Annotated in this window: 29 protein-coding genes; 19 read left to right on the forward strand and 10 right to left on the reverse strand. The window is 61.3% G+C overall.

Features of this window, described 5'->3' with window-relative positions; all coding sequences use genetic code 11:
* Window positions 1-9 precede the first annotated feature (9 nt).
* The gene (gene aroC, locus Q1A85_RS01325; protein ID WP_299684257.1) at window positions 10-1,113 is read left to right on the forward strand and encodes a chorismate synthase; all 1,104 of its coding nucleotides are present in this window, start codon (window positions 10-12) and stop codon (window positions 1,111-1,113) included.
* Between the two features lie 6 nt (window positions 1,114-1,119).
* Here the strand turns inward: aroC and Q1A85_RS01330 are convergent, their stop codons facing one another.
* A complete protein-coding gene (locus tag Q1A85_RS01330) occupies window positions 1,120-1,701 on the reverse strand; it encodes a TetR/AcrR family transcriptional regulator (RefSeq protein WP_299684259.1) in 582 nt (193 codons plus the stop codon).
* 142 nt (window positions 1,702-1,843) lie between these two features.
* Between Q1A85_RS01330 and Q1A85_RS01335 the strand changes: the two genes are divergently transcribed.
* Window positions 1,844-2,239: a DM13 domain-containing protein gene (locus Q1A85_RS01335; RefSeq protein ID WP_299684261.1), complete on the forward strand. Its 396-nt coding sequence runs from the start codon at window positions 1,844-1,846 to the stop codon at window positions 2,237-2,239.
* Window positions 2,240-2,279: 40 nt separating this feature from the next.
* The gene (locus tag Q1A85_RS01340; RefSeq protein ID WP_299684263.1) at window positions 2,280-3,221 is read left to right on the forward strand and encodes a DMT family transporter; all 942 of its coding nucleotides are present in this window, start codon (window positions 2,280-2,282) and stop codon (window positions 3,219-3,221) included.
* Between the two features lie 525 nt (window positions 3,222-3,746).
* Here the strand turns inward: Q1A85_RS01340 and Q1A85_RS01345 are convergent.
* A complete protein-coding gene (locus Q1A85_RS01345; RefSeq protein WP_299684265.1) occupies window positions 3,747-4,613 on the reverse strand; it encodes a branched-chain amino acid aminotransferase in 867 nt (288 codons plus the stop codon).
* Window positions 4,614-4,763: 150 nt separating this feature from the next.
* Between Q1A85_RS01345 and Q1A85_RS01350 the strand changes: the two genes are divergently transcribed.
* The 7 genes from Q1A85_RS01350 to Q1A85_RS01380 are packed head-to-tail and all read left to right on the forward strand — an operon-like array spanning window position 4,764 to window position 10,693.
* Window positions 4,764-5,267 carry a MarR family transcriptional regulator gene (locus Q1A85_RS01350; RefSeq protein ID WP_299684267.1) on the forward strand — a complete coding sequence of 168 codons (504 nt, stop codon included), beginning with the start codon at window positions 4,764-4,766 and terminating at the stop codon, window positions 5,265-5,267.
* Window positions 5,264-5,965 carry a response regulator gene (locus Q1A85_RS01355; RefSeq protein ID WP_299686324.1) on the forward strand — a complete coding sequence of 234 codons (702 nt, stop codon included), beginning with the start codon at window positions 5,264-5,266 and terminating at the stop codon, window positions 5,963-5,965. Before Q1A85_RS01350 ends, Q1A85_RS01355 begins: the two co-directional genes overlap by 4 nt.
* 44 nt (window positions 5,966-6,009) lie before the next feature.
* On the forward strand, window positions 6,010-6,948 hold the full coding sequence (locus Q1A85_RS01360; protein ID WP_299684269.1) for a histone deacetylase family protein: 939 nt from the start codon (window positions 6,010-6,012) through the stop codon (window positions 6,946-6,948).
* Window positions 6,945-7,187: an exodeoxyribonuclease VII small subunit gene (locus Q1A85_RS01365; protein ID WP_299684271.1), complete on the forward strand. Its 243-nt coding sequence runs from the start codon at window positions 6,945-6,947 to the stop codon at window positions 7,185-7,187. The genes Q1A85_RS01360 and Q1A85_RS01365 overlap by 4 nt, the downstream gene beginning before the upstream one ends.
* A gap of 3 nt (window positions 7,188-7,190) precedes the next feature.
* Complete coding sequence (locus Q1A85_RS01370; RefSeq protein ID WP_299684273.1) at window positions 7,191-8,057, forward strand: polyprenyl synthetase family protein; 867 nt, start codon at window positions 7,191-7,193, stop codon at window positions 8,055-8,057.
* A gap of 8 nt (window positions 8,058-8,065) precedes the next feature.
* Window positions 8,066-9,994: a 1-deoxy-D-xylulose-5-phosphate synthase gene (gene dxs / locus Q1A85_RS01375; RefSeq protein WP_299684275.1), complete on the forward strand. Its 1,929-nt coding sequence runs from the start codon at window positions 8,066-8,068 to the stop codon at window positions 9,992-9,994.
* Window positions 9,995-10,033: 39 nt separating this feature from the next.
* The gene (locus tag Q1A85_RS01380) at window positions 10,034-10,693 is read left to right on the forward strand and encodes a hypothetical protein (RefSeq protein WP_299684277.1); all 660 of its coding nucleotides are present in this window, start codon (window positions 10,034-10,036) and stop codon (window positions 10,691-10,693) included.
* Here Q1A85_RS01380 and Q1A85_RS01385 read toward each other — a convergent pair.
* Window positions 10,678-11,262: an exopolysaccharide biosynthesis protein gene (locus tag Q1A85_RS01385; protein ID WP_299684279.1), complete on the reverse strand. Its 585-nt coding sequence runs from the start codon at window positions 11,260-11,262 to the stop codon at window positions 10,678-10,680. The two genes, Q1A85_RS01380 and Q1A85_RS01385, sit on opposite strands and share 16 nt — an antisense overlap.
* Window positions 11,259-12,107, reverse strand: a complete 849-nt coding sequence (locus tag Q1A85_RS01390) for an SDR family oxidoreductase (protein ID WP_299684281.1) — start codon at window positions 12,105-12,107, stop codon at window positions 11,259-11,261. The genes Q1A85_RS01385 and Q1A85_RS01390 overlap by 4 nt, the downstream gene beginning before the upstream one ends.
* Before the next feature lie 63 nt (window positions 12,108-12,170).
* Between Q1A85_RS01390 and Q1A85_RS01395 the strand changes: the two genes are divergently transcribed.
* Complete coding sequence (locus Q1A85_RS01395) at window positions 12,171-12,800, forward strand: methyltransferase domain-containing protein (RefSeq protein WP_299684283.1); 630 nt, start codon at window positions 12,171-12,173, stop codon at window positions 12,798-12,800.
* Between the two features lie 80 nt (window positions 12,801-12,880).
* Here Q1A85_RS01395 and Q1A85_RS01400 read toward each other — a convergent pair whose 3' ends face one another.
* The 5 genes from Q1A85_RS01400 to Q1A85_RS01420 all read right to left on the reverse strand — a co-directional run bounded on the left by Q1A85_RS01400 (window position 12,881) and on the right by Q1A85_RS01420 (window position 16,536).
* Entirely contained in the window at window positions 12,881-13,714 is an 834-nt protein-coding gene (locus Q1A85_RS01400) for an EamA family transporter (protein WP_299684285.1), read from the reverse strand.
* A gap of 186 nt (window positions 13,715-13,900) precedes the next feature.
* Complete coding sequence (locus Q1A85_RS01405; RefSeq protein WP_299684287.1) at window positions 13,901-14,890, reverse strand: sterol desaturase family protein; 990 nt, start codon at window positions 14,888-14,890, stop codon at window positions 13,901-13,903.
* Complete coding sequence (locus Q1A85_RS01410; RefSeq protein WP_299684289.1) at window positions 14,880-15,635, reverse strand: class II aldolase and adducin N-terminal domain-containing protein; 756 nt, start codon at window positions 15,633-15,635, stop codon at window positions 14,880-14,882. Before Q1A85_RS01410 ends, Q1A85_RS01405 begins: the two co-directional genes overlap by 11 nt.
* Window positions 15,636-15,727: 92 nt before the next feature.
* The gene (locus Q1A85_RS01415) at window positions 15,728-15,892 is read right to left on the reverse strand and encodes a hypothetical protein (protein ID WP_299684291.1); all 165 of its coding nucleotides are present in this window, start codon (window positions 15,890-15,892) and stop codon (window positions 15,728-15,730) included.
* Between the two features lie 221 nt (window positions 15,893-16,113).
* Window positions 16,114-16,536: a VOC family protein gene (locus Q1A85_RS01420; RefSeq protein ID WP_299684293.1), complete on the reverse strand. Its 423-nt coding sequence runs from the start codon at window positions 16,534-16,536 to the stop codon at window positions 16,114-16,116.
* A 114-nt stretch (window positions 16,537-16,650) separates the two neighbouring features.
* Between Q1A85_RS01420 and ade the strand changes: the two genes are divergently transcribed.
* The 3 genes from ade (at window position 16,651) to Q1A85_RS01435 (ending at window position 20,335) form a co-directional block, all read left to right on the forward strand.
* The gene (gene ade / locus Q1A85_RS01425) at window positions 16,651-18,447 is read left to right on the forward strand and encodes an adenine deaminase (RefSeq protein ID WP_299684295.1); all 1,797 of its coding nucleotides are present in this window, start codon (window positions 16,651-16,653) and stop codon (window positions 18,445-18,447) included.
* Window positions 18,448-18,449: 2 nt separating this feature from the next.
* Window positions 18,450-19,904, forward strand: coding sequence for an AMP nucleosidase (locus Q1A85_RS01430; RefSeq protein WP_299684297.1), 1,455 nt, complete (start codon window positions 18,450-18,452; stop codon window positions 19,902-19,904).
* 143 nt (window positions 19,905-20,047) lie between these two features.
* The gene (locus Q1A85_RS01435) at window positions 20,048-20,335 is read left to right on the forward strand and encodes an HU family DNA-binding protein (RefSeq protein ID WP_299684299.1); all 288 of its coding nucleotides are present in this window, start codon (window positions 20,048-20,050) and stop codon (window positions 20,333-20,335) included.
* Between the two features lie 56 nt (window positions 20,336-20,391).
* Here the strand turns inward: Q1A85_RS01435 and Q1A85_RS01440 are convergent, their stop codons facing one another.
* Window positions 20,392-21,756: a DUF3179 domain-containing protein gene (locus Q1A85_RS01440; RefSeq protein WP_299684301.1), complete on the reverse strand. Its 1,365-nt coding sequence runs from the start codon at window positions 21,754-21,756 to the stop codon at window positions 20,392-20,394.
* Window positions 21,757-21,894: 138 nt separating this feature from the next.
* On the opposite strand from Q1A85_RS01440, the gene Q1A85_RS01445 reads away from it, so the two are divergent.
* The 5 genes from Q1A85_RS01445 (at window position 21,895) to Q1A85_RS01465 (ending at window position 25,885) form a co-directional block, all read left to right on the forward strand.
* Complete coding sequence (locus tag Q1A85_RS01445; RefSeq protein WP_299684303.1) at window positions 21,895-22,764, forward strand: DMT family transporter; 870 nt, start codon at window positions 21,895-21,897, stop codon at window positions 22,762-22,764.
* A gap of 70 nt (window positions 22,765-22,834) precedes the next feature.
* On the forward strand, window positions 22,835-23,236 hold the full coding sequence (locus Q1A85_RS01450; RefSeq protein WP_299684305.1) for a thioredoxin family protein: 402 nt from the start codon (window positions 22,835-22,837) through the stop codon (window positions 23,234-23,236).
* Complete coding sequence (locus tag Q1A85_RS01455) at window positions 23,236-24,483, forward strand: glycosyltransferase family 4 protein (protein WP_299684307.1); 1,248 nt, start codon at window positions 23,236-23,238, stop codon at window positions 24,481-24,483. The genes Q1A85_RS01450 and Q1A85_RS01455 overlap by 1 nt, the downstream gene beginning before the upstream one ends.
* Window positions 24,480-25,268, forward strand: a complete 789-nt coding sequence (locus Q1A85_RS01460) for an NAD-dependent epimerase/dehydratase family protein (RefSeq protein ID WP_299684309.1) — start codon at window positions 24,480-24,482, stop codon at window positions 25,266-25,268. The genes Q1A85_RS01455 and Q1A85_RS01460 overlap by 4 nt, the downstream gene beginning before the upstream one ends.
* Window positions 25,265-25,885 (forward strand): sugar transferase, encoded by a 621-nt coding sequence (locus Q1A85_RS01465; RefSeq protein WP_299684311.1) that lies wholly within the window; start codon window positions 25,265-25,267, stop codon window positions 25,883-25,885. The genes Q1A85_RS01460 and Q1A85_RS01465 overlap by 4 nt, the downstream gene beginning before the upstream one ends.
* The last annotated feature ends 112 nt before the right edge of the window (window positions 25,886-25,997 follow it).

The raw sequence follows: 25,997 nt of genomic DNA on the forward strand, positions 1-25,997 counted from the left end.
AGCGCGCCCATGTCATTCAACACGTTCGGACATCTCTTTCGTGTCACCACCTGGGGTGAAAGCCACGGGCCTGCCTTGGGGGCCACTGTCGACGGCTGCCCTCCGGGCGTCGCCGTGGACGAGGCGATGATTCAGCACTGGCTCGACAAGCGCAAACCGGGACAGAACAAGTACACGACCCAGCGGCGTGAACCTGACGCCGTCAGGATCCTGTCGGGCGTGTTCGAGGGACGCACAACCGGCACCACCATCCAGTTGATGATCGAGAACACCGACCAGCGGTCCAAGGACTATGGCGACATCGCCGAAAAGTTCCGTCCGGGTCATGCCGACATCACCTATTGGCAGAAATACGGTATCCGTGACTATCGCGGCGGCGGGCGATCATCCGCCCGTGAAACAGCGGCGCGCGTTGCGGCCAGCGGCATCGCCCGCGCCGCCCTCGACCACCTTGTTCCGGGGATCGAGATCAAGGGCTACATGACGCGCATGGGCGCCCACGAGATCGACCGGGACCAGTTTGACTGGGAACAGATCGACCAAAATCCGTTCTGGGTGCCTGACGCGCAGGCGGCAGGAACGTGGGCGGACTACCTTGACGGTCTGCGCAAGTCCGGCTCGTCCGTCGGTGCGGTGATTGAGGTGGTCGCGCGCGGCGTACCCGCAGGTCTCGGCGCGCCGATCTATGCAAAGCTCGACACCGATCTGGCCGCCGCGATGATGAGCATCAACGCGGTCAAGGGCGTTGAAATTGGCGAAGGCATGTCAGCGGCCATGCTGACGGGTGAGCTGAACGCGGATGAGATTTTCATGGGGAATGACGGAACGCCCAGCTTTAGCTCGAACCATGCGGGCGGTATCCTTGGCGGTATCTCGACCGGGCAAGACGTCGTGGTACGCTTTGCCGTCAAACCCACGTCGTCCATTCTGCAAACCCGGCAGACAATCACGAAATCCGGCAAACCAGCCGAAATCATCACCAAAGGTCGCCACGATCCCTGCGTCGGTATCCGTGCGGTGCCTGTGGGCGAGGCGATGATGGCCTGCGTGATCCTCGACCACCTGCTGCTTGACCGTGCCCAAACCGGGGGCCAGCGCGGACCCATCGGGTAAAGTCGCCTAGGCCAGCATCACGCCGACACTGCGCACAGCGTTTCTGAGGGTGTCGTCCGACACCCGCGCCCGGGCCATCGTCCGCAGGCCAACATATTGCGCGATCAGCATGTCTGCCAAGGCACGGCGGCCACCTGTATCCAGATCACCATGCGCGGGCGACGCCTCCAGCGCGTCTTCCATCCCGTCGCGCAACGCGGTCAGGCCCTGCTCAACTGCGGCCGCAATCTCGGGATCGTAGGCACTTGGCCCGGCGGCAGCGGTACACAGCAGGCAACCCCGCTGATCTCCGTCCGTGACAGCTTGGTATGCGCCTGTGAACATCGCCCGGATGCGGTCTGCGCCGTTGGGAATGGCCGGGTCGGTCAAGAGCGCCACACCGGCCTGAACGGCTTTGCATTCGTAGTGGTCCAGCACTTTGAGAAAGAGCGTTTTTTTGTCCGTGAACGCCTTGTAGAGACTGCCGCGGGTCAGCCCCATGCCTTCGAGCAGGTCCGGCAGTGACGCCCCCTCGTATCCATGCGCCCAAAAGACGTGCATCGCCTTTTCAATCGCAGCATCGGTATCAAATGATCTCGGGCGGGCCATGTGCATTCTCCGTGTTCTGACCCCATATAGGCGTTTGGAACTGAATAGTCCAGAACTCACGATCTTGTGTATTGTACCGATTGGTTCCTTACCGTATTTCCTTTTATACGGAACCGATCAGTCTATAACAGGAGCGAGACCCATGCTCAAATTCATCCCCATCGCCCTCGCCGCCGTGCTGTCCGCCGCCATCAGCCTTGCAGGCATCGCCGCGAATGCTGGCCCCGTCGCCACCGGCACATTTACAGGCGCGTCAGATCACATCACCACAGGTTCGGTTGAGATTGTTGCAAACGCGGACGGCAGCCACACCATCGTCCTTGGCGACGACTTCAGCCTTGATGGCGCTCCCGACCCGCGCGTCGGCCTCGGCAAGAATGGCTATTATGACGGCAACACGGATTCCGGCAAACTGCTGAACCTGACCGGATCGCAATCCTTCACCGTGCCCGCAGGCGTCGACATTTCCGACTTCAACGAAGTCTACATCTGGTGTGAAAAATTCAGCGTGCCTCTGGGCTTTGCGGTCCTCGGCTGACCCTTGCCTTCGGTCGCGATAGCGGCCATGGGTCAAGGGGATGGATAGCCCCTCGACATCGAACAAACCGACCACCGCCATCGCGCTCAAGCTGATGGCGGTGTTTCTGTTCATGGTCATGGCCGCGATGATCAAGGCCGCGACCGAAAACGTACCGGCAGGCCAAGCCGTTTTCTTTCGCTCGCTCTTTGCCATGCCCATCATTCTCGGCTGGGTCTGGCACCGGGGGGAGTTGCGCGAGGCGTTGATCCCACAAAACTTCATGGGCCATGTCTGGCGCGGCCTCTTTGGCACGACGGCCATGGCACTGACCTTTGCGGGCCTCGGGCTGCTGCCCTTGCCCGAAGTGACGGCCATCGGATACGCCACACCAATTTTCACCGTGATCCTTGCCGCCGTGATGCTGGGGGAACGTATCCGGCTGGTGCGCATTAGCGCGGTCGCCTTGGGATTGGTCGGTGTGATGATTGTCCTCTGGCCCCGGCTGAGCCTTGATGCCTCTGTCCTCAGCACCTCCGCCAGCATTGGCGCGTTCATGGTGCTGGGCGCGTCGATCCTGCGCGCTCTGGTCCAGATTCACATCCGCACGCTTGTGCAGACGGAACACACGGCGGCGATAGTGTTCTACTTTTCCCTGACCGCCACGGCGCTCAGCTTGCTGAGCCTGCCTTTTGGCTGGGTTGTGCCGCGGGCGCTGGACCTGTGGCTGTTGATCGGTGCAGGTCTGATCGGCGGCATTGCCCAAATCCTCGTCACCTCCAGCTATCGCTTTGGTGCGGCGTCGATGCTGGCCCCGTTCGACTACGCGTCGCTGATCTTTGCAGCGGCCATAGGCTACGTGATCTTTAACGAAGTGCCGACATGGACGATGGTCATAGGTGCCGCATTGGTTGTCGCAGGGGGCGTATTGATCATCTGGCGCGAGCGGCAATTGGGCGGAGGCCGCAGTAGGGCGCGAGCAGTCACCGATCCAAAGGGCTGATCAGAACGTCTTGTTCAGACTAGCGTTCTTCACAACACCATTGGCTGTGTGTTTGTTTTTCAGACTGTGACGCACAATCAAGTATCTGTCTTTCTCAGCATTGTACCATTTTTGGCAACTGCCCTTTCCGCTCGGAATTTGGACATCCCGGCACCACGCAAAAGTTGACAAACATGCCAACAAAAATCTGCCAATGTCTTTAGGCGTGCCCTAAATTGGCAGAGTGCGAAACAAAGACCGCAGGGATCATGTTGCGCAGCGCCTTCCCCACCATATCGACTTTCGAATAGTGTTTGATCACAAGGGGTTCAGAGGCGAATGCGTTTGCGAGGTCGTAAAACTAAACCCAGCGTCTTTACCTCAATATGCAAGCCGCTGATGTCGCTTTCCGACAGCCAAATCTGATCTTCGTCGTCCCAGACAGCGTTGACAGAGAAACTGCGTTTCATTCGACATCTTCCAGAGGCTTGCCAAGGAAGTGAGAAGGCTTCGCATAAGCGCTCTGTGGATCCCTTCACGCGTGACTTAGGCCCGCACCAACGCCTCGTAATCCTCGGCCACGTCACGGCACATCGCGCCAACCTCAAAGTTAAAGTCACCGATCTGACCCACAGGGGTGACTTCGGCGGCAGTGCCCGTCAGCCAACACTGCTCGAACCCCTCAAGCTCTTCGGGCATGATCACCCGCTCGTGCACCTTGATCTGCTTGTCCTGCAACCGCCCAATGACCGTCTGGCGCGTCAGACCGTTCAGGAACACGTCGGCCTTGGGTGTGTGCACCTCGCCGTCCTTGACGAAAAAGATGTTGGCGCCGGTGCACTCGGCCACATAGCCGCGGTAGTCCATGAACAGCGCGTCCGAACAGCCCTTGGCCTCCGCCGCGTGTTTCGACGTCGTGCAAATCATATAGAGGCCCGCGGCCTTGGCGTGAACCGGAGCGGTCTCGGGCGACGGGCGTTTCCACTTGGCGATGTCGATCTTGGCGCCCTTGTACTTGGCGTCTCCATAATAGCTGCCCCATTCCCACGCCGCGATGGCGAGATGGACCGGATTGCGTGCCGATGCGACACCCATATCCTCACCCGCACCGCGCCAGGCAACCGCGCGGACATACGCATCCGTCAGGCCGTTGACCGTCAACACCTGCTGTTTGGCGGCCTCGATCTCGTCCACGGTATAGGGGATCTGAAAGTCCAATTCGCCTGCGGAATAGTGCAGCCGCTCCGAATGTTGGCGGCTGAGGAAGATCTTGCCGTTATACGCCCGCTCCCCTTCGAAAACAGAGCTGGCATAGTGCATGGCATGGGTCAGAATGTGTACGTTCGCCTGACGCCAATCGACCATCTGGCCGTCCATCCAGATTTTCCCGTCAAGATCATCATATCCAGCCATGCCAGCCTCCCGATTTGCAAAAATTGCGCCAATAAGTCCGAACCGGTCATAAAGTTGCGCAAAACCTGCGATTCGATATCGCTTCACTCTTGGAATGTCAACAAGGCTGACATAAACTGACGGCAAAACGACCAGTAAGGTGACAGTGACATGGCCGATGGACGCGCCGCGAGCGGGGAGAACCTGCTGTATCTGACGGACGAACAACTGCGTCAGGGGATTGAGGCGATGTTCTTTGCCTATCGCGGCTTTACCGCCGACCCGGACCGCATCCTCACTGACATGGCCTATGGCCGCGCCCACCACCGAGCGATCCACTTTATCAACCGCGCGCCGGGCACCACCGTGAACAACCTGCTCAACATCCTCGGCGTGACAAAACAGTCGCTCAACCGCGTGCTGCGCACCCTGATCGAGGACGGACTGGTGGAAAGCCATGTGGGCACCGCCGACAAACGCGAACGCCACCTGTATCTGACCGAAGCAGGCCACGCGCTGGAACAACAGCTGTCAGACGCCCAACGCGCCCGTATGCGCGCCGCCTTTCGCGACGCGGGTCCCGACGCGGTGGCAGGGTTTCGCACCGTGCTTGAGGCGATGATGGACTCAGAGATGCAACGCACCTACACAAGGCTGAAGGAAAGCGGAGCATAATGGATTTCGACACGCACCTTCTGATCGTCGACGACGACGAACGCATCCGGACGCTGTTGCAGAAGTTCCTGATGCGGAACGGATTTCTGGTCACCTCTGCCCGTGACGCCGCCCATGCGCGGCGGGTGCTGTCCGGCCTCGACTTTGACCTGATCGTGATGGACGTGATGATGCCGGGCGAGGACGGGCTGAGCCTGTGCCGCAGCCTGCGCGAAACGCTGGCGACGCCCATCCTACTGCTCACCGCCAAGGGCGAAACCGATGCCCGCATCGAAGGGTTGGAGGCCGGAGCGGACGACTATCTGCCCAAGCCGTTTGAACCCAAGGAACTGCTGCTCAGGATCAACGCCATCCTGCGCCGTGTGCCAGACACCCCCGCCGAGGAAGCACAGCCCAAGATCCTGACCCTCGGCCCCATCCGCTATGACATGGAGCGGGGCGAGATGTGGCAGGGCGAAGACCTCGTGCGCCTGACCGCAACCGAAATGCAGCTGATGAAACTGTTCTCTGCCAAACCCGGCGAAGCCATCAGCCGCGCGCAACTGGTCGAAGACCTTGGCCGCGACCGGGGGCAGGCGCAGGAGCGTGCGGTGGACGTTCAGATCACACGACTGCGCCGCAAGATCGAAGTGAACCCCAAACAGCCCCGCTACCTACAAACTGTGCGTGGGGCCGGGTATATGCTCGCGCCAGATTGATGACGAAAGGCGGGGTTCACCCCGCCAGTCTGAACGGATCACTCATGAAAACCGCCCTCCTCACCCACGCCGATGGCCTCTTGCACGTCACACCCGCCGGAATGCCGGAACAGGTGGCGCGGCTGGCCTATATCCAGCGCGCGCTGGAAGACCTCGACCTGCTCCGCGTCGATCCGCCCTTGGCCGAGGACGCCGATATCGCGCGCTGCCATCCGCAGGACTACATCGACTTTGTCCGCGCGAAGGTGCCAAGCGACGGGTTCGCGGGTCTCGACCGGGATACGGATGCCGAAACATTCCTCAGCCCCACATCCTACAACGCCGTCTGGCGTGCGGCCGGTGGTGCGGTCAAAGCTGTGGATATGGTGCTGAGCGGTGAGGCGCAAAATGCATTTGTCGCCATGCGCCCGCCCGGCCACCACGCCGAACAGTCCTTGCCCATGGGCTTCTGCATCTTTGGCAACGTCGCCATCGCGGCCAAACACGCGCTGGATCACCATGGGCTGGACCGTGTCGCTGTCGTGGACTTTGACGTCCATCACGGGAACGGAACCCAGGCGCTCCTGCAAGACGACCCCCGCGCCCTGGTGATCACCTCACAGCAAATGCCGCTCTGGCCCGGCACAGGCGCGGCGTCGGACCGTGGTCCACACGGCACGGTGCTGAACCTGCCGCTCGCGCCGGGCACGGACGGAAACCACGCCATCTCGGAATATGAGGCCAAAGTGATCCCCGCCCTGATCAAACACGCGCCCGACCTGATCCTGATCTCTGCCGGATTCGACGCGCATCAGGATGACCCGCTGGCGCAGCTGAACTGGACGGCGGACACATACACACGGCTCACCGACATGCTCACACAAACTGCACAAACCCTGTGCAAAGGCCGGGTGGTGTCGGTGTTGGAAGGCGGCTATGATCTGGACGCGCTGGCCGCCTGTGCCCGCGCCCACGTTTTATCGCTGATGAAGGCCGCACAATGACAGACCGCTCCGTAGACGAGATGAGCTTCGAAGAAGCGATGGCCGAACTGGAACAGGTGCTGGGCCAACTGGAACGCGGCGACGTGGCGCTGGACGATTCGATCAAGCTTTATGAACGCGGCGCACTGCTCAAGAAACGGTGCGAAACCAAGCTCAAGGAAGCCGAGGAAAAAGTGGCCGCCATCACGCTGGACGGCGACGGCAACCCCGCTGGGCTCAAGCCGGTCGACGGCCTGTAACCCGTGTTCCGCGACCGACTGACGGACGCGGCGACTGCCGTGCAGGCACAGTTTGACAACGTGCTGGGTGCGCTTGATCCGCTGCCCGTTGTGCACGCCATGGCCCACGCCACCAATGGAGGCAAACGCCTGCGCGGGTTCATGGTGATGGAAAGCGCGCGGCTGCATGGCATCGGGTCGACCCAGTCCATTTGGCCCGCAACCGCGATTGAGGCGCTGCACGCCTATTCGCTGGTCCACGATGATCTGCCTTGCATGGACGATGATGACCTGCGCCGGGGCGAACCGACAGTGCATGTCAAATGGGACGAGGCCACCGCCGTGCTGGCCGGTGACGCGTTGCAAACCCTCGCCTTCGAACTGGTCAGCCACCCCGAAACCGGCAACGCAGAGGTCCGCGCGGACCTTGCCCTGTCGCTGGCTCGCGCGTCGGGGGCCCAAGGCATGGTACTGGGACAGGCGCTCGACATCGCCGCCGAAACCGCTGACGCCCCGCTGACCCTCAACGAAATCACTGCCCTGCAACGCGGCAAAACCGGCGCGCTGATCGAATGGTCTGCCACCGCCGGGGCGCGCATCGCCCAAGCCGACATCACGCCCCTGCAAACCTACGCCCGCGCACTTGGCCTCGCTTTCCAGATTGCCGACGACATTCTTGATGTGACCAGCGACGCCGAAACCATGGGCAAAGCCACGGGAAAGGACGATGCGGCAGGCAAAGCCACCTTTGTTTCCCTTTTGGGGCTGGACGAGGCGAAACGCCGCGCTGATCACCTCGTGACCGAAGCGTGCGACGCCTTACATGTGTACCAAGCGGATGCCGACGTGTTGCGGGACGCCGCCCGCTTTGTCGTATCCCGCAAGAGCTAGAGACGCTGATGACAGACCGTCCCAACACCCCGCTGCTGGACAAGATCCAACGCCCTGCCGACCTCAAACACCTGAGCGATGCGCAACTGCGCCAAGTGGCCGACGAGGTGCGGGCCGAAACGATTTCCGCCGTCTCGGTCACGGGCGGACACCTTGGGGCGGGCCTTGGCGTGGTGGAACTGACCGTGGCGCTGCACGCCGTGTTCGACACGCCCCGTGACAAGCTGGTGTGGGACGTCGGCCACCAGTGTTACCCACACAAGATCCTGACCGAGCGCCGCGACCGCATCCGCACCCTGCGCCAAAAGGACGGGTTGAGTGGATTCACCAAACGCTCGGAATCCCCCTACGATCCGTTCGGCGCTGCACATAGCTCGACCTCGATCTCTGCCGCGCTTGGCTTTGCCGTGGCGCATGATCTGGGCGGCAACCCGCCCGAAGGGTCAGGCGATGCCATCGCCGTGATTGGCGACGGGTCGATGAGCGCGGGCATGGCCTATGAGGCCATGAACAACGCAGGCCACCTGAAAAAGCGGCTGTTCGTCATTCTGAACGACAATGAAATGAGCATCGCGCCGCCCGTGGGTGCCATGTCGTCTTACCTGTCCAGCCTCTATGCCCAAGCGCCGTTTCAGGATTTCAAAGAAGCGGCAAAAGGCGCGGTCAGCCTGCTGCCCGAACCCTTCCGCGAAGGGGCGAAACGGGCCAAGGAAATGCTCAAGGGCATGGCCGTTGGCGGCACGCTGTTCGAAGAGTTGGGGTTCAGCTATCTCGGACCCATCGACGGCCACGACATGAGCCAGCTTTTGCCTGTGCTGCGCACCGTCCACGACCGCGCGACCGGCCCGGTGCTGATCCACGTCCTGACAAAAAAGGGCAAAGGCTACGCCCCCGCCGAAACCGCACGCGACAAGGGCCACGGCGTGGCCAAGTTCGACGTTGTGACGGGCGAGCAGAAAAAGGCGCCGTCGAACGCGCCCAGCTATACGTCGGTCTTTGCGCGCAGCCTGACCAAACTGGCCGAAGGCGACGACAAGATTTGTGCGGTGACCGCCGCCATGCCAGACGGCACGGGCCTCAACCTCTTTGCCGAACGCTATCCCAGCCGTTGTTTTGACGTGGGCATCGCCGAACAGCATGGCGTGACCTTTTCCGCCGCCCTCGCCGCCGGAGGCATGAAGCCGTTTTGCGCCATGTACTCCACATTCCTTCAACGCGGCTACGATCAAGTTGTGCATGACGTCGCGATCCAACGCCTGCCGGTGCGCTTTGCCATCGACCGCGCGGGGCTTGTCGGTGCAGATGGTGCGACCCATGCCGGTGCGTTCGACGTGGCTTATCTGGCAAACCTGCCCGGCTTTACCGTTATGGCAGCCGCGGACGAGGCGGAGCTGGTCCACATGGTCGCCACCGCCGCCGCCCATGACGACGGCCCCATCGCTTTTCGTTTTCCGCGGGGCGAAGGGACAGGTGTCGATTTACCAGAAACCGGCACACCACTTGAGATTGGCAAGGGCCGCATGATCCACGAAGGCAAAGGCGTCGCGATCCTCAGCTTTGGCACCCGCCTGTCGGAGGTTGAAAAGGCCGCCGAAAACCTGCGCGCCAAAGGAGTCGATCCGACCATTGCCGATGCACGTTTTGCCAAGCCGCTGGACCGCGACCTGATCCTCGACCTCGCCGCCCGGCACGACACGCTGATCACTGTCGAAGAAGGTGCCATCGGCGGCTTTGGCAGCCATGTCGCACAGCTGCTGGCCGAAGAAGGCGTGTTCGACACCGGCCTCAAATATCGCTCCATGGTGCTGCCCGACATTTTCATAGACCAAGCCAGCCCGGCAGACATGTACGCGGTGGCAGGCATGAACGCCGAACATATCGAAGCCAAAGTGCTGGGCGTGCTTGGCGTAACGTCACTGGACGAAGCACGGGCCTGACGCTTGCCATTGCAACCGCCGGTGGGGCAGAATCGGTGCATGGATATCCACGCCCGCCCCGTCGTCATCTTTCGCTGGATCGTCTTCCTGCTGGCCGCCGGATACTGTTTGCAACAACTTTTCGCCGGTAATTGGGGCGGGCCGGGCGGGCCGTTCCGCTACCTGACGATCTGGGCCCTGTTCCTGTCATTCTATGCGGCAAGCCGTATGCTGGCGTTAAGCGAACACCGCATCACCCGCCCGCATCAGGTCACCGCCATGTGTGCCGCCGTGTTGAACGTGATGGTCGTGTTTCTGTATTGGCGCCTGTTCCTGACGGACCCCAGCACGGTCAGCAACGGCGCGCCGATCGACTGGTATCTGCAATACTACCTGCACGCCCTTGGCCCCGCGCTGCAATTGATGGACGCGCTGTTTGTGGGGCGTGTCTTTCGCCGGGTCTGGCGGGCGGTCTTGCCGCTTTTGGCGATTATCGCCACCTATGTCGCTTGGGCCGAATTGTTCGTTCAGCGCTTTAACACCAAGCCCGAAGGGTCGGTGACCAGCGGCCTGCCCTACCCGTTCCTCAATTCCATGGAATGGGGCGAGCGGCTGAACTTCTACCTGTTCAATGGCGGCACTGCGCTGGCGCTGCTGGTGGTGCTGGGACTGATCGGTGCGGTTCTTGCACGCGCAATGCGCCCTCAGGTCCCCGCCTGAACCAACCACGCGATGGCACCGGCCATGCAACCCACCACGCTATAGCCCCACAGCACATAAAGACCGTCGCGCGTGAACAGGCCAAAGGTCATCAACGCCAATGCACCCGCGCCAAAGGACGTCACGAACGGCAGCAATTCCAGAAACGGCCACACCAACGGCACGCACATGCACACAAGCAACGTCAGCCAGCGCAGCGGACCAACCGTCAGAACCCGCAGGCGCGGGTGCGAGTGCCGGTCGATCCAAGCCGCAGGCCTGCGCATCCAACGGATCGCCCCGGCAAAGCGGTCCCGGCTTATCTGGCGGTTGCACAGAAACCCCGGCAACCACAGGTGCTGACGCCGGAACACCGCCTGCCCCATCACCAACAGAACCACAATCGCTGACAGGGTCGGCAGGCCCGGAATGCCTGACAGCGGCGACACGAGGATCAGCGCGATGGCCAGCACAACGGGCATAATCGACCGGTCCCCGGTCGCGTCGAGGATATCCTGAACCGACACAGTGTCCCCATCACCGGCATCCTCAAGCCGATCCAGAAGCAGCGTCAGCTTGGCGTCACTCACTGCTCTGCCGCCAGCAACGCGGCAAGCCCCTCGCGATAGGACGGATAGCGCAGTGTCACGCCCAACTCATCCTTGATCCGGTCGTTGCGCACCTTCTTGCTCTCTGCGTAGAAACTGCGCGCCATGGGTGTCATCTCTGCGGTCTCGAACGGCTCTGCTGGTGGCAGCGGCAGGCCAAGCAGTTCTGCCGCGTGGCCAATCACATCCTGCGGTGGGGCCGGGTCGTCATCGCAGACATTGTACGCCGCCCCCGGATTGGGCCGCGCGATAGAGGCGGCCAACACCTGCGCGATATCTTCTACGTGGATGCGCGAAAACACCTGACCGGGCTTGATCACCCGCCGCGCCGTCCCCGCCCGCACCTTGGCAAAGGGACCACGGCCCGGACCGTAGATACCGGCGAGGCGAAAGATGTGCAGCGGCAGGCCCGGAATTGCAGCCCATGCCGCCTCTGCGTCCTTGCGCCACTGCCCGCGCCGGGTTGAGGGGGTCAGCGCCGTGTTTTCATCCACCCATTCGCCCTGATGGTCGCCGTAGACCCCCGTCGTGGACAAATAACCAACCCACGAAAACTGACCCGCACGTGCCGCGATCTGATCACCAACAGCCCGCAACACCGGATCACCCTCTGCATCCGGCCCCGCGGAAATCAGCAGATGCGTCACACCGTCCAACGAAATTGCGTCCCCCGGAAAAATGACCGGCGTTACCCCTGTCGCCGACAAGGCCGCTGCCTTGTCCGCCGACCGGGTTGTGCCGATGATCGTCCAGCCCTGCGGTCGCAGCAGGCGCGTCAGCGCTCTGGCGGAATACCCATGCCCGAAGGAAAATACTGTGCCCATCATACGGCATTGGTGACCCTTTGCGCGGCTCTGGACAAGCCCTTTGCCGCACGCCCTAATGCGGATATGTCCGACGATCCGTCTCTGAGCCGCGCCTACGCGCTGAATACGCCTGCCGATTCCGTTGCGCTTTATCGGGACTGGGCGGACAGCTACGATGCTGATTTTGCGCAAAACAGCGATTACATTCTGCACGAACAGGTCGCACGGCACTTCACGCTGATCGGCGGGTTTGGCCCCGTTCTGGATGTCGGCGCGGGCACGGGCCTGTGCGGAGAAGCACTTGCCGCACGCGGGAACACGCCGATTGACGGCACAGATATCTCACCCGAGATGCTCGAAGTGGCGGCCACCAAAGATGTCTACCGCAACCTCTTTGCCGCCAACCTGATGGACGGGCTGCCCGTGCCCGCCCGCCCCTATCAGGGGGCCGTCAGTTCCGGCACGTTCACCCACGGCCATGTGGGACCCGACGGGATCGATCCGATCCTGCCTGCGCTGCGACCCCGCGCGTGGGTCGTGATCTCGGTCAACGCACAGCATTACGCTGCGGCGGGCTTCGAGGCGAGGATGGAGGCGCTGTCCTCGCAAATCGCCGAACTAAGCCTGACAGAAGTCCCCATCTACGGTCCTGCCGCCACCGGCGCCCATGCTTTGGACCGCGCGCTTTTGGTCGCGTTCCGCGTGGGTGGATAACACGGGTCACAGCGCACCGGCGGGTTGAAGATCAGCGCAAAAGTCTGCTGTGACATCAATGCAATCGCCATCCGCACTGCTTAGTTTTTCGCGCGGCTGATGATCAGCCCAAAGGTCACCAATATGGCAGAGACAAAGCGCCAGACGCCAAACCCTTCTTTCAGTATGAATGTCGAAATGAGCGCTGCGAACAGCACGCTGGTTTCTCGCAATCCGGACACCATTGCCATGGGGGCGACGGCCAATGCATATACGATGATCCAGTAGGCCCCGATCTGCATCGCCCCACCGGCAAACCCGATTAGTGCGCTGCGTCTGATAACCGCAATGATTTCGCGACGTTTCCACATGAGCGCGATCAGAAACGTCAGAATGCCATCTCCAATGGTAAGCCAGACCGCAAACCCGAGTATGGACCCCGCTTGCCGCGCGCCCAATCCGTCGACAACCGTATAGGCAGCGATGCACACCCCGGTCGCAAGCGCGAAAAAGACCGCTTTGGGTTTGATAGAACTGGCTTTGCCGCCATCAAATGTGAGTGCCATGACCCCAACGGCAAGGCACCCAATACCAACAAGCGCGACGCCGCTGACATGTTCACCCGCAAAAACAAACGCGCCCACTGTCACGAGGATCGGCGCGGCGCCGCGAGCGATGGGATACACCTGCCCCAAATCGCCGTGGTCATAGGCGACAGGCAGAAAGAAGTGATATCCGGTGTGAATGATGATGCTCAGCGCCAATAGCGGCCAGCTTGCCGGTGCTGGGCTCTCCACAAAGGGCAGCGCAAAAAGTGACAGAATAGCGCCGGCCAAGGTGACAACGGCCATGACGGCGATACGGTCACCGCTAATCTTGATCAGCGCATTCCAGCCCGCGTGCAAAGCGGCTGCAAGCAGTATCAGCAGTGTCACCTCAAGGCTCATGGTTCGTAAGACTAACCGCTGATCAGAGAATTGCCACGGTTCAATGGGTTCGACCAAAGCCCGGTCCGATCGCACATCTATCCACCGACAGCGCTTTGCGGCGTCGCACCGTCTGGTGCGTGTGTGAGCCGCGAAAATCTCTTCTTTGCAGCCGCTGACGCAGCGGATTTGACGTCAGGTGTACATCTGCGTCTTGCGCGCCCGCGCCTCGTCAGTCGCGCGGCCCGTTCCATCGTGATAGCTGCCGAACCAGCGGTCCCACGGCATCTCCACCGTGCCGTAATTGCACTCGAAATACCGGTGATGCAGCTGGTGAAAATAGACCCCGATCCGCATCTGCGGAGTGTCGTTCACCACCAGTTCCTCGAACCCTGAATGCGAGAATACCGGGTGGGTGGATTGCACATACCCGTGGAACATCACGTGCAGTGGATGGCTGGGCACCACAAGGTGTATCGCAAAGTTGGTGTAAAACAGCAGGTGTTCGACCGGGTGCATCGAGATCCCCGACCACGGCCCGATATTGACGTTGCGATGGTGCAGCGCGTGGGCCAGCTTGTAGAGCGGGGGCCAGTGCAGCGCCCGGTGGACCCAGTAGAAATGAAAGCTCGACCAGATCGGGATCAACACGAACCACATCACGAACCACACAGGGTTTTCAGGAAAGAAGAACGTGGGCGCATAGCCGTTCGCCATCGCCCAGAACACCAGAACCTGCGCGACCGTCCAAAGTGTAATGCCGCTCGCGATGTGCCAGAACATGTTGTCGTATAACTGACTGCGGAAGGTAAAGGTGCCGTTGTCGCGGGCCTGATCACGCGGGTCGAATTTGGTCGCGTCACCCTGTCCTTTGCGGGTGATCAGCCAATAATGCAGGGTACCGGCAATCAGGCATTGCGGTACAAGATTGGCCAGCCAGACACGCATGACCCAACCCCAGTCGAGCGTCACCATCGCCTCCAGCGGCGGCAGGATCACGAAATAGGCCGCAACCGCCAGCATAAAACACAGCGTCGTTGTCGATGCCTCAAGCCAAAAGGCCGCATACCATTTGAAGATTGCGGCGGGTCGGGGCGGCCACTGAAACAGAGGGTTTTGCGCCAGCGGCGTCGGGGGCCGATGGTTCCAGCGGCCTGCTTCCCTAATGTCGCTATCAGGTTGCATAGTTCGACCCTTCCTCGTCCAGAATGGCCTTGAGTTCGGACAGGTGGCGTTCGTCCTGTTCGGGGTAATCTTCGATTTCCTGCGCGGTCTTTGCCGCAATCTCGTCCGGGATCACGCGCAGCGGTTTGCCTGTCTGCAACGCCAAAAGGTAAGTCTGACAGGCCCGTTCAAAGTAGAACATCCGGTTGAAGGTTTCGGCGACAGTTGCACCGATCACCATGATGCCGTGGTTGCCCATCACCATTACTTTTTTTCGCGGATCATCGAACAGCTTGGCGCAACGCTCGCCCTCTTCCTCAAAGGCCAGCCCGCCATAGGCCTCATCGACCACGACCCGATCAAAGAACATCGCACCGTTCTGATCTACCGGCGGCAAGGTGCTGTCCGCAAGCGCGGCCAGCGCTGTGGCATAGGGCGAATGCACATGCATCGCACAGCGCGCGTGCGGGCAATGCCGGTGCATCCCGCCATGCAGACCCCACGCGGTTGGGTCAGGCGCATCAGGGCCTTCCATGCTGTCCGGGTCATTGGCGTCGACCACAAGCAGGTCGGACGCCTTGATCCGGGAAAAATGCATCTGGTTGGGGTTCATCAGGAACTGCGTGCCATCATCATTGATGGCGAGGCTAAAATGGTTCGCCACTGCCTCGTGCATGTTCAGCCGCACGGTCCAGCGAAATGCAGCGGCAAGGTCCACACGTTCCTGCCAATGGTCGATGTTGGGGCGAATCTCGGTGACGGTCATGGCTGAACTCCCTATTTCTTGGGAGCTTGCCTTTTTGGGCTGCAATGGATCAAGCCCGTTAGGTGTTCCGTTTGCGACAGCCGATGCGCTGTTCAGTCTTTGCTCTGTAAAGCCTGTAGCTTCGCTTCACGCGCAGCTTTGTCGCGGTCTTTGTCAGCGTACAGGATTTGCGTTTGCAGTTCTTTCGCTTCGGCCACCAGACGCTGGGACAGCCAAAGATTCAGTCCCGCGCCAAGGGTCGCCAATGCGAAAGTCATCGCAACTCAGACAACATTTGGCCCTATCCCAGTTGCGACCGAAAGGGGTAGAAACGTGTCATTGGCGAAAACAAGCAGGATGACCATCACGGCTGCGAATTCAGCCTTCAGTATCATCAAACACTCCCCGACAACGTTGCCTAGGGCCCGCCGCGGGATCGCACCACTCTCTTCGACATTATGTCACAGATGATCCTTGCCCTTGGGCGGAGCCGCCTACATCAGCCCTTGGCCCGCGACGGCACCCAAGCATAACCATTTTCATCAAGGATATACGCTTCGCGCAGGCCGTGGGGTTTGTCCAAGGGTTCGGCGAGGATTGTCGCCCCCAGCGCCTCGGCCCGCGCCACCGCATCGTCCGGGTCGGTGTCGTACAGGTGAATCTCGATCCCCGCGCCGCGCGGCGGGTTTTCTGGCAGCAAGCCCAGCAGGGGGTGCGCGGCGTAGGTCCCGTCACTGTGAACCTGAAACACCTGATCGCCATAGGTCATGATCGCGAAATCCGCTGTCGGCTGAAAGGCCGTCATCTCGAACACCGCCTCAAGGAAAGCAACCTCGGTCGCCACATCCCGCACCAACAGGTTCAAACCTATGCCTCGCAGGCTCCGGCCAAAGCTGTCCGCATCTACCGTGTCATAATCCATAAGGTCAGGTTTGCTGATGCATTTGCATCCGTCAAGCTTGGCGGAATCGGTGACAGTTTCACGACATGCTCCGCCGCCCCTTGCACCTTTCGGCATTTCTTGATCCAACGGGACATGGAACATGACCTTTTCCCGTCCTGGCCCGACGTTGCCCCTGACCTTGTAAATGTTGCCGCTGGTCGCGCGCCTGCCGACACGGTGATCCGTGGCGGCACATGGGTCAACGTGCACACGCGCGAAGCGTTACCGGGCCATGACATCGCCATCAAACATGGCCGGATCGCCTGTGTGGTTCCGGATGCCAGCGCGCAGACCGGACCAGAAACCGATATCATCGAAGCGGGCGGCCGCTACATGATCCCCGGCCTGTGCGACGGGCACATGCATATCGAAAGCGGGATGCTCACCCCTGCGGAATTTGCCGCCGCCGTGATCCCGCACGGCACCACAACCATGTTCACCGACCCCCACGAGATTGCCAATGTGCTGGGCCTCGAAGGGGTCCGCCTGATGCATGACGAGGCGCTGATGCAGCCGGTGAACATCTGGACCCAGATGCCATCCTGCGCGCCCTCGGCACCGGGCATGGAAACAACCGGCTTCGAGATCAGCGCCGAAGACGTGGCCGAGGCCATGGCGTGGCCCGGAATCATCGGTCTGGGCGAGATGATGAACTTCCCCGGCATGGCCGGCGCCGATCCGCAAATGCTGGCCGAGGTCGCAGCCACCCAGCGGGCGGGCAAGACGGTCGGCGGGCACTATGCGTCCCCCGACCTCGGGTCTGATTTCGCAGCCTATGTGGCAGGCGGTCCCGCAGACGATCACGAGGGCACCTGCGAGGCGGATGCCATTGCGCGGATGCGGCAGGGGATGCGGTCGATGATCCGGCTGGGGTCCGCGTGGTATGACGTGGAAACGCAGATCACCGCGATCACCGAAAAGGGCCTTGATCCGCGGAATATGATCCTGTGCACGGATGACTGCCATTCCGGCACGCTGGTGAATGACGGGCACATGAACCGCGTTGTGCGGCACGCCATCGATTGCGGCTGTGACCCGTTGGTGGCGCTGCAAATGGCGACGATCAACACGGCGACCCATTTCGGGCTGGAGCGTGAGGTGGGTTCGCTGACGCCCGGACGGCGGGCGGATGTGATCCTGACATCGGACCTGCGCACCCTGCCGATCGAGCAAGTGATCGCACGCGGCAAGACGGTGGCAAAAGACGGCGCGCTGACCGCCACCTGCCCGCATCTCGATTGGCCCTCTCATGCCCGCCAAACCGTGCGCATGGGCACCGAAAAAACAGCAGCCGATTTCGAGATCACCGCCCCCGAAGGTGCAAACTCCGTCACCGCCAACGTCATCGGCGTTGTGGAAAATCAGGCCCCGACCAAGGCGCTGAAGCGTGATATGCCGGTCAATGACGGCAAGGTCGAAAGCCACGGCGACACCTGCCAGATCGCGCTGGTCGAACGGCACCGCGCCACCGGGGGTGTGACCAACGCCTTCGTTGCCGGTTTCGGCTACACAGGCCGCATGGCCATGGCGTCCACCGTCGCGCATGACAGCCATCATATGATCGTCGTGGGCACAGACCGGGACCAGATGGCGCTGGCTGCAAACCGGCTGGCCGAGGTGGGCGGTGGCGTCACACTGTTTAAGGACGGCGTGGAACAGGCGCTGGTGGAATTGCCCATCGCGGGCCTCATGTCCGACAGCCCCGCCGCCGAAGTCGCGGCCAAAGCACAGCAACTGGGCGCCGCCATGGAGGCCTGCGGCTGCACCCTCAACAACGCCTATATGCAGCACTCGTTGCTGGCACTGGTCGTTATCCCGGAATTGCGCATCTCGGACCTTGGTCTGGTGGACGTGCGCACATTCGAATTCATCCCCGTATTAGAGACATAACAATGAAAAAGTTCGAGCATCCGACGCATCAGGAATTCAATGATCCCGCCGCCGCTGTTGCGCAGCTGAAAAAGCTTTACGCACAGGCATCGGACTATCTGTGCGAACAATTCAGCGCGGCGATGCGGGACGGCGCGCCCGAAGGCCGCGTGCGCGCCTACTATCCGGAAATCCGATTTACCACCAAAAGCTATGCGCAGGTGGACACCCGGCTGAGCTTTGGGCACGTGTCGGCCCCCGGCACCTACGCGACCACCGTTACCCGGCCCGACCTGTTTGCGGCGTATCTGACCCAGCAGATCGGCCTGCTTATCACGAACCACGGCCAGCCCGTTGAAATCGGCTATTCCAACACGCCCATGCCGGTGCATTTTGCTGTTGCCAACGATGCTGGTATTACGGTGCCGCAACAGGGTGCCGCCAGCTTTCCGCTGCGGGACGTGTTTGACGTGCCGGACCTGTCGACCACGAATGACGATATCGTCAATGGCGTTTACGAGCCGGGCGATGGCGTCGGGCCGCTGGCCCCGTTCACTGCACAACGCATCGATTATTCGCTGGCGCGGCTCGCGCATTACACGGCGACAGACCCGGATCATTTCCAGAACCATGTGCTGTTCACGAACTACCAGTTCTACGTGTCCGAATTCGAGGCCTATGCCCGCACGCAACTGGACGACCCGAACAGCGGCTATACCGCCTTTGTGTCCACCGGCAACGCCACGATCACGGCGGGCGATGAACCGCTGGAACAGGTGGCGAAGATGCCGCAAATGCCGACCTACCACCTCAAGCGCGCCGATGGGTCCGGCATCACGCTGGTCAATATCGGCGTCGGTCCGTCAAACGCCAAGACGGCAACCGACCACATCGCCGTGCTGCGCCCCCATGCGTGGCTGATGGTGGGACATTGCGCGGGCCTGCGCAATTCTCAGGCCCTCGGCGACTTTGTTCTGGCACATGGCTATCTTCGCGAGGACAACGTCCTGGATCAGGACCTGCCGCCATGGGTGCCAATCCCGGCGCTCGCCGAAATCCAGATCGCACTGGAAGAGGCCGTGGCACAGGTAACCGAGCTCGAAGGTTACGAGCTGAAACGCATCATGCGCACGGGCACGGTGGCCAGCTATGACGACCGCAACTGGGAACTGCGCGACCAGCACGGCCCCGTGCAGCGCCTCAGCCAAAGCCGCGCCGTCGCGCTGGACATGGAAAGCGCCACAATCGCCGCCAATGGCTACCGCTTCCGGGTGCCCTATGGCACGCTTCTGTGCGTCTCGGACAAGCCACTGCACGGGGAGCTAAAGCTGCCCGGCATGGCCTCTGACTTTTACAAAACGCAGGTCGCACGGCACCTGATGATCGGAATCCGGGCCATGGAACAGCTGCGCGATATGCCGCTTGAACGTATCCACAGTCGGAAATTGCGGTCGTTTGACGAGACCGCGTTCCTCTGACACCCGGAAAACCGGCTGAAAAACGCTAAAAACAAGCGATTTTCGCTTGCGCGGGTCCACTATTCGTTGTGTTGTCACACAACATTCCGTTAAAAACGGGGACAGAGGCCCAAGACATCGGGCAGACGAAGGAGACCAGTAAAATGGCAAAACCAATGACCAAGACCCAGCTCGTCGCCGCTTTGGCCGAGAAAATGGACAGTGACAAGAAATCCGCAAGCGCCGCACTCGACGCAATCTGCGGCCTGATCACCGACGAAGTGTCGGGCGGCGGTGCCGTAACCCTGCCCGGCGTAGGCAAGATCTACTGCCGCGAGCGCCCCGAGCGTATGGTGCGCAACCCCGCCACCGGCGAGCAGTTCAAGAAAGAAGCCGACAAGGTCGTCAAGATGACCATCGCAAAAGCGCTGAAAGACAGCGTGAACGGCTAAGCCCACTCACGAACGTTTACAGAACGGGCCGCTCGATGGAGCGGCCCGTTTCTGTTTCAGCCCTCGAACACGGTCGCCGCATCACCCATGTAATTGTCCCACGCAAACCAATAGCTGATGTGTCCCGCCACACGCGGCAACCGCGCGCCGTCCGGGCCAATCAAAGCCTCTTCAGTTACAGTCCAGAGCGTGCCGGCCTGATCCTTCAATTTCCCCGCCTGCGCCGTGAATGTCCGGTTGCCCCGCTCGTAGGCGCGCACGGCGCGCTTGTCCGCATCGCCCAGCAGCACCAGCGGCGTGTCGGCAATCCCGTCATTGATCAGCCCGCGCGTCTCGAACGCACCCAGCGGCCATGCCCGCGCCGCGCCAAACTGTCGGACGGCAAAGATGTAATCCTTTTGCTGATGCGCCCGCTGATCCACCAGCACCGGAAACATCAGATCAGGCGAGGCGAAATAATCGTTGTAGACCACGCCCGACCCATAGTTGCGGCGATGCCCCGTCTCCAGCGACAGGACCTTGGTGCCCGGATTTGACCCTTTCCAGCTGTCCCATGTGGTGATCACCACCGGGCGCTGTTTTAACGCGATGCCACTGTCCACCAGCGGGCCAACAACTGGCCGGCCGGTGTACTGGTTCCATAGGCTGTGCGTGCCCCGGTCAAACATCAGCTTGTTCGACCGGTACAGGAACCCGGATGACCCAAAGACCAGTGGATCGCCCCGCCCCACATCCGTCTCGAACAGGATACCCGAGCCACAGAGCGTGCAATAGGCCAGCGCCAGCGGCACGCCACCAATCACATCATTGAACATCTCGTGCCAGCCCATGATCCGCAGCGGATAGGCCCGCGCATCACCGTTGATTGACACGCCAAAAACCAGATCGTCATCGCGCAAGTAGTCCGCCTGCGCCACCGTCAGAAGATCCGGGTTGTCGAGCGATGGGATACCGTCCTTGACCACACCGCCCCATGCGATCTCTTCGAACCGGATCTTCATCCGGTCACGGGCGAGGTGTTCGAGCCGCAGAAAGTCGTCGAAATTGTCGTCCACCCGCAGCAGCACCTCGCGCTTGAAGGGGATAAACGCCGGGTGCGGCACAACCTCGGGGGTGTGTTCCTGCCACAGCATCCACTGGAACCAGTCGACCCCATGTTCCTCCCCGGTGATCGCCTGCAACGTCTCGGCGATGGCGAACTGACGGTCACGGGCAAAGCGCAGCGATTGGATCAGCCCCGCCGCCATGTCAGGATTGCGCCGGTCGCGGATAAAGGCGAGCGCCTCGAAATACTCGGACGTGGGCGCGAACAGCGGCGCGCGATGCACCTCCAGCATGTCGCGGTCATCGGCCCTGGCCATCCCCGGCACTGCGGCCCCGGCCATGGCAAGCCCGGCAAACTGGCGGCGCGTCAATGTCATGGAATCCTCCCGGTCACAATTGCCGTCACTGTGACGGCCAAGCCGATCACATGCATCAAACACAACCGTGATCGCCGCCCTTGCACCCGGCCCGGAATTGCAGGACGGTCGCGCCGAACCGGTGGGCAAGGGGCTGACATGGATATTCGCGCGATCGCGATGGGGCTGACCTTTGCGTTTATCTGGTCGTCGGCCTTTACCTCTGCGCGGATCATTGTGACCCATGCGCCGCCTTTTGCGGCCTCTGCGGTGCGCTTTGCCATTGCGGGCTGTATCGGCGTCGCGATTGCGTGGGCACTGGGGCAAAGCTGGCGGCTGACGCGGGACCAGTGTCGCGCCACGCTGGTCTTTGGCCTGTGTCAGAACGCGATCTATCTGGGTCTGAATTTCTACGCCATGCAAACGGTCGAGGCGTCGTTGGCCTCTATCATCGCCTCAACTATGCCACTGATGGTGGCCGCTGCGGGCTGGGTTGTGTTTCGCGACAGGCTGCCGGCGCTTGGGGTGGCCGGGCTGATCCTCGGAATTGGCGGCGTGATGCTGATTATGGGCGCGCGGCTGGGTACGGGCGTGGACACGTTTGGCATCGCGCTGTGCGTGATTGCCGCTGTTGCACTGACCGTGGCCACACTGATGATGCGCACCATGTCGTCGGGCGGCAATCTGATGATGGTCGTGGGGTTGCAAATGTTCGTCGGCGCAATTGTCCTTGGCATTGCCTCGGCGCTGACCGAAACGATCACCGTCACCGTGACGCCCGCGTTTGTCGCAGCCTTCGTCTACACCATATTTGTGCCCGGCCTGCTGGCGACCTTTATCTGGTTCACACTGGTCCAGCGGATCGGCGCGACCAAGGCCGCCACGTTCCACTTTCTCAACCCGTTCTTCGGGGTGGCCGTGGCCGCGGCACTTTTGGGCGAACGGCTGGGGCCGCAGGATATCGTGGGCGTTGCCATCATCGCGGCGGGCATTCTTGCGGTACAAGTGTCACGGCAGGCCAAAACCTGACACGCCCCTCTTGCGCCTGCCTCTGCGGCTCATATCCTGCGCCGAATTTGACCCATTCCGGAGCACGCATATGCACCGCCGCACCCTTTTGATATCCGCCGCTGCGGCTGCCTTGCCACTGGGTGCGCACGCCTCTTACCCGGCGCAAGTGTTCACACCCGCCCTGTGGCGCGACCTGCGCGAAGACGACCGCGCCGTGATCTTTAACTACCGCGCCTCATGGTCGCTGACCTGTCAGATCAAGGCCGAACTGATCGCCGACGCGCTGGCCGAAAATCCCGACTATCAACGCCTGAGCTTTGTGGACATCGACTGGGACACGTTTGGACAGTCGCAACTGACCCAACGCCTCAAGGTCAAGCGACGGTCCACCCTGCTGGTGATGAAACGCGGCAAGGAAATCGCGCGGCTGGAAAACGAACCCTACGCACGGCGCGTGCGCGCCCTGCTCGACATGGCGCTGACAGCCTGATGAAACTGCTATTCGTCCACCAGAACATGCCCGGCCAGTACCGCGAACTGGTGCAATGGCTGGCCGCGAGTGGCCAGCACGAGATCGTGTTTCTGACCCAGCGCACCAATGCCCCGGAATTCGCAGGCGTGCGCACGGTTAAATACAAGACCCACCACAAGGCCGCCGAAGACGCCTATGGCCTGTCAAAGACTTGGGAAACCGCCACAGGCAATGGCTTTGGCGCCGCCAAGGCCCTGCAAGAGATTGTCGCCGAAGGATTTACGCCGGACATCGTCATCGGGCATGTCGGCTGGGGTGAGATGAGCTTTCTCCGCGAGGTGCTGCCGGATACGCCCAGCATCGGATTTTTCGAATACTACTACTCGGTGTATGGCGGTCCCGTGGGTTTCGATCCCGCCAGTCCGCCCAGCGAACATGCGCCCTATCTGATGCAGGGGCACAATGTCGTCCCGCTGTTCAACATCGAACAGGTCACTCTAGGCCACAGCCCGACGATGTGGCAGCGCAACCGCTTTCCCGAAAGTTTCCACGACAAAATTTACGTTTGTCACGATGGCATCCGCACAGACAAGCTGGTGCCAAACGCAAAGGCCAAGGTGAACCTTGGCCGCATCGGGCGGCCCCTGACCCGCAAGGACGAGATCGTGACCTACATGGCCCGCAACCTCGAGACGACGCGCGGCTACCACATGTTCATGCGCGCCCTGCCCCATATCCAGCGCGCCCGTCCCAACGCGCGGGTGATCGTGATCGGCGGCAACGACGCGTCCTATGGCGGCAAGTCCAAACATCCCGGCGGATTGCGCGGCGAGATGGAAAAAGAGGTGGGCCACCTGCTCGACTGGGATAGGCTGCATTTTTTGGGTCAGGTGCCCTATGAGAGCTATCAGAAGATCATCCAGATCAGTTCCTGCCACATCTATCTGACGATGCCATTTGTGCTAAGCTGGTCGCTGTTGGAATCAATGTCGATGGGCGCAACGATCGTCGCCAGCGATGTGGCACCCGTGCGTGAGGCGATGACACATGGTGAGACCGGCCTTCTGGTCGATTTCTTTGATCCGGAGGCCATCGCGGCGCAGGTTGCGGATGTGCTTGAACGGCCGCGTGACTTTGCCCATCTGGGGCCTGCCGCACGGCAGCACGTGGTTGATACGTATGACTTCCACACTGTGTGCCTGCCCGAGCATCTGCGCCAGATCAACGCGCTGGTGCGCGCGGACAAGCATATCCCACTGCCATGACCGCGCCCTTGGTCGTTCTGGGGGCCGGAGGCAAACTGGGGCGGCTGATGGCTGGTGCGTGGCCGGATGATGTTGTGCAATACGGACGCGCCGACCTTGATATTCTCGATCACGCGGCGCTGATGTCCGCCCTGCGGGGCGCACGCGCGGTGCTGTGTCTGGCCGGGTGCACGAACGGGTCAGGCAGGCCAATGTCACTGAACACAACACTGGCGCAACTGACATTGGGCGCCGCCGCAGCAACCGGATGCGGTCGCGTTTTCCTGATGTCATCGGCGGCGGTATACGGGCGCCAGACGGGCCACCTGTCCGAAGCCACAGCACCCGCACCGGTGGCGGAATACGGCCAGTCCAAGCTCCGGATGGAGCAGATGGCCGCCGACCACAGCCACCCTTGCAGCGTGCTGCGGCTGGGCAACGTCGCCGGGGCTGACGCCATTCTTGGCGGGTGGCAACCGGGCTTTGCCCTCGACGTTTTGGCGGATGGAACCACACCGCGCCGCAGCTATATCGGCCCGCGCAGCTTGGTCCGTGTGCTGTATATGCTTAGCCTGACAAGGGATATACCACCCCTGTTGAACATCGCGGCCCCCGGCACGCTGGCGATGGGCGATTTGCTGGACGCCGCAGGGCTTGCATGGACACCGCGCACACCTGACGGGGACATTATCGCCAAAGTTACCCTCGACACCAGCCTGCTTTCGACATTGTTTGACTGGCAACCCGATGACAGCACCGCCAAGACGATGGTGCGCGAATGGAAAGAACTGACACACCGCACATGACTTGGCGCAAACGGATTTTCGACCTGTTCTTTGCCAGCCTGCTGGTTGTGATTCTCGGCCCGATCATCCTTTGGCTGATCTGGCGCATCTGGCGCGAACAGGGGCGGCCGATCTTTTACGTGGCCGAACGGATGAAGGGGCCAGACACACCGTTTGGCCTTGTCAAATTCCGCACCATGACTGTAGTCGATGATGATCAGGGGGTGTCAGGCGCGCATAAGCAGGCGCGAATCACGCCCATGGGGGCAAGACTGCGGGCCAAGCGGCTGGACGAGTTTCCGCAGCTCTGGAATATCCTCAAGGGCGATCTCAGCTTTGTCGGGCCGCGCCCGCCGCTGCGCGAATATGTGAAACGGTTCCCCGATCTATACGCCGAAGTGCTGCGGTCACGACCGGGTGTGACCGGCCTTGCCACGATCCGCTTTCACAAACACGAGGACCGGCTGCTGGCCCGGTGCGAGACACCAGAACAGACCGATGACGTCTATTGCCGCATTTGCGTGCCCCGCAAGGCACGGCTGGACCTGATCTACCAGCGGCATCAGAACACCTGTTACGATTTCGATCTGGTGTTCCAGACCATTGGCAATCTGTTTCGCCGCAAAAACAACAACTAAGCCGATTTCCACCACTGCGGGAAGTGACGCATAATTGCGCATTTGCCACACGATTTTTCGCCGACTGAGGGGTGCGCGAAACAATCACCTATAAATTGAACCAAATGCTGTG

Source organism: uncultured Tateyamaria sp. (genome assembly GCF_947503385.1).
Taxonomy (GTDB): domain Bacteria; phylum Pseudomonadota; class Alphaproteobacteria; order Rhodobacterales; family Rhodobacteraceae; genus Tateyamaria.

Bases quoted from the DNA above. Each gene is read 5' to 3' on its own strand.
- aroC (WP_299684257.1), top strand. From the start codon at position 10: ATGTCATTCAACACGTTCGGACATCTCTTTCGTGTCACCACCTGGGGT.
- Q1A85_RS01330 (WP_299684259.1), bottom strand. From the start codon at position 1,701: ATGGCCCGCCCGAGATCATTTGATACCGATGCTGCGATTGAAAAGGCG.
- Q1A85_RS01335 (WP_299684261.1), top strand. From the start codon at position 1,844: ATGCTCAAATTCATCCCCATCGCCCTCGCCGCCGTGCTGTCCGCCGCC.
- Q1A85_RS01340 (WP_299684263.1), top strand. From the start codon at position 2,280: ATGGATAGCCCCTCGACATCGAACAAACCGACCACCGCCATCGCGCTC.
- Q1A85_RS01345 (WP_299684265.1), bottom strand. From the start codon at position 4,613: ATGGCTGGATATGATGATCTTGACGGGAAAATCTGGATGGACGGCCAG.
- Q1A85_RS01350 (WP_299684267.1), top strand. From the start codon at position 4,764: ATGGCCGATGGACGCGCCGCGAGCGGGGAGAACCTGCTGTATCTGACG.
- Q1A85_RS01360 (WP_299684269.1), top strand. From the start codon at position 6,010: ATGAAAACCGCCCTCCTCACCCACGCCGATGGCCTCTTGCACGTCACA.
- Q1A85_RS01365 (WP_299684271.1), top strand. From the start codon at position 6,945: ATGACAGACCGCTCCGTAGACGAGATGAGCTTCGAAGAAGCGATGGCC.
- dxs (WP_299684275.1), top strand. From the start codon at position 8,066: ATGACAGACCGTCCCAACACCCCGCTGCTGGACAAGATCCAACGCCCT.
- Q1A85_RS01380 (WP_299684277.1), top strand. From the start codon at position 10,034: ATGGATATCCACGCCCGCCCCGTCGTCATCTTTCGCTGGATCGTCTTC.
- Q1A85_RS01390 (WP_299684281.1), bottom strand. From the start codon at position 12,107: ATGATGGGCACAGTATTTTCCTTCGGGCATGGGTATTCCGCCAGAGCG.
- Q1A85_RS01395 (WP_299684283.1), top strand. From the start codon at position 12,171: ATGTCCGACGATCCGTCTCTGAGCCGCGCCTACGCGCTGAATACGCCT.
- Q1A85_RS01405 (WP_299684287.1), bottom strand. From the start codon at position 14,890: ATGCAACCTGATAGCGACATTAGGGAAGCAGGCCGCTGGAACCATCGG.
- Q1A85_RS01410 (WP_299684289.1), bottom strand. From the start codon at position 15,635: ATGACCGTCACCGAGATTCGCCCCAACATCGACCATTGGCAGGAACGT.
- Q1A85_RS01415 (WP_299684291.1), bottom strand. From the start codon at position 15,892: ATGACTTTCGCATTGGCGACCCTTGGCGCGGGACTGAATCTTTGGCTG.
- Q1A85_RS01420 (WP_299684293.1), bottom strand. From the start codon at position 16,536: ATGGATTATGACACGGTAGATGCGGACAGCTTTGGCCGGAGCCTGCGA.
- ade (WP_299684295.1), top strand. From the start codon at position 16,651: ATGGAACATGACCTTTTCCCGTCCTGGCCCGACGTTGCCCCTGACCTT.
- Q1A85_RS01430 (WP_299684297.1), top strand. From the start codon at position 18,450: ATGAAAAAGTTCGAGCATCCGACGCATCAGGAATTCAATGATCCCGCC.
- Q1A85_RS01435 (WP_299684299.1), top strand. From the start codon at position 20,048: ATGGCAAAACCAATGACCAAGACCCAGCTCGTCGCCGCTTTGGCCGAG.
- Q1A85_RS01440 (WP_299684301.1), bottom strand. From the start codon at position 21,756: ATGACATTGACGCGCCGCCAGTTTGCCGGGCTTGCCATGGCCGGGGCC.
- Q1A85_RS01445 (WP_299684303.1), top strand. From the start codon at position 21,895: ATGGATATTCGCGCGATCGCGATGGGGCTGACCTTTGCGTTTATCTGG.
- Q1A85_RS01450 (WP_299684305.1), top strand. From the start codon at position 22,835: ATGCACCGCCGCACCCTTTTGATATCCGCCGCTGCGGCTGCCTTGCCA.
- Q1A85_RS01455 (WP_299684307.1), top strand. From the start codon at position 23,236: ATGAAACTGCTATTCGTCCACCAGAACATGCCCGGCCAGTACCGCGAA.
- Q1A85_RS01460 (WP_299684309.1), top strand. From the start codon at position 24,480: ATGACCGCGCCCTTGGTCGTTCTGGGGGCCGGAGGCAAACTGGGGCGG.
- Q1A85_RS01465 (WP_299684311.1), top strand. From the start codon at position 25,265: ATGACTTGGCGCAAACGGATTTTCGACCTGTTCTTTGCCAGCCTGCTG.